Raw genomic sequence first — 1,130 nt, forward strand, 5'->3', positions numbered from 1 at the left:
TTCATTCGTGAAACTCTTGGGGTCTTTACCAATATGGCACCGCAAACTTTCTCTGGTGTTTATGCTACTGCTTCTAAGGATACCCAATGGCTTTCCCTTGATAATTATGCCGACCTTATAAGTGGTAACGACTTTAAAACAACTGATGTCGCAAAAGGAAATATCGATATCTTTTTGAATATTCCGTCCAAAATTCTAAAATCTTACCCTGGTGTGGGACGCATTCTTGTCGGTTCTCTTCTCAAAGCTATGGAAGCCGCTAATGGAAACTATGAAAAAAGAGTCCTCTTTGTTTTAGATGAGATTGATCTGTTAGGATATATGAACATCTTAGAAGAAGCTCGTGACCGTGGGCGTAAGTATGGAATATCTCTCATGCTCTTTTACCAATCTGTAGGACAAATTGAACGTCACTTTGGTTCATCAGGTGCTATGGCATGGTTTGAAAGTTGTGCTTTTGTAAGTTATGCCGCTATTAAAGATATTAAAACAGCTGAAAATATATCAAAGGCATGTGGTAAAATGACTGTTGAAGTTCATGGCAAAAGCAAAACCCTAGGGACATCAGGAGCAAAAGGAACTGAAAGTCTAAATGTCCAGCAGAGACCTTTAATTTATCCTCATGAAATCACCCAAGAAATGCGAAAAGACGAACAGATCATTCTCATGCAAGGGCAGCCCCCTATTCGTTGCGGACGTGCCATATATTTCAGAAGAAAGGATTTAAGGGCTCTTGCTAACAAAAATAGATTTGCCCCTAAATAATAATATCTCCTAAATAGAACTCACTTCGTTCGTCCATAATCAATAAAATGAGAGGCTATCCGCCTCTCAAACTCTCTGGACCGCTCACCAAAATCATGACATCAGATCCGCGTTTAATGAGGGGACTAACAAGTCTTGGTTCTTAGTGTCAAGGAAGCCACTACGTGGCGCCTAGCGGCGTCCTTGACAAAGAACCTAACGGCTTGTTTTGTCCTTCTCACGCGGCTCCGAAATCATGATTAGAAGGGAGAGCTTTTAGGGGTGCTTAAACAGCACATTATAGTATGAAAAAAAACATTTGATTTTTTAACTACGTGGATAAAAAAATATACCAAATAGATTGTAAAATAGAGAAGGTTTTGTTG

The 1,130-nt window shown here is 39.6% G+C and carries 1 protein-coding gene; it reads left to right on the plus strand.

The window, feature by feature from the left end; genetic code table 11:
* The coding region (locus ACFINU_RS09955; RefSeq protein ID WP_375667683.1) for a type IV secretory system conjugative DNA transfer family protein at positions 1-765 on the plus strand (765 nt) is incomplete at its 5' end.
* Positions 766-1,130 lie beyond the last annotated feature (365 nt).

Source organism: Bartonella sp. AC130YNZD, assembly GCF_042196865.1.
Taxonomy (GTDB): domain Bacteria; phylum Pseudomonadota; class Alphaproteobacteria; order Rhizobiales; family Rhizobiaceae; genus Bartonella.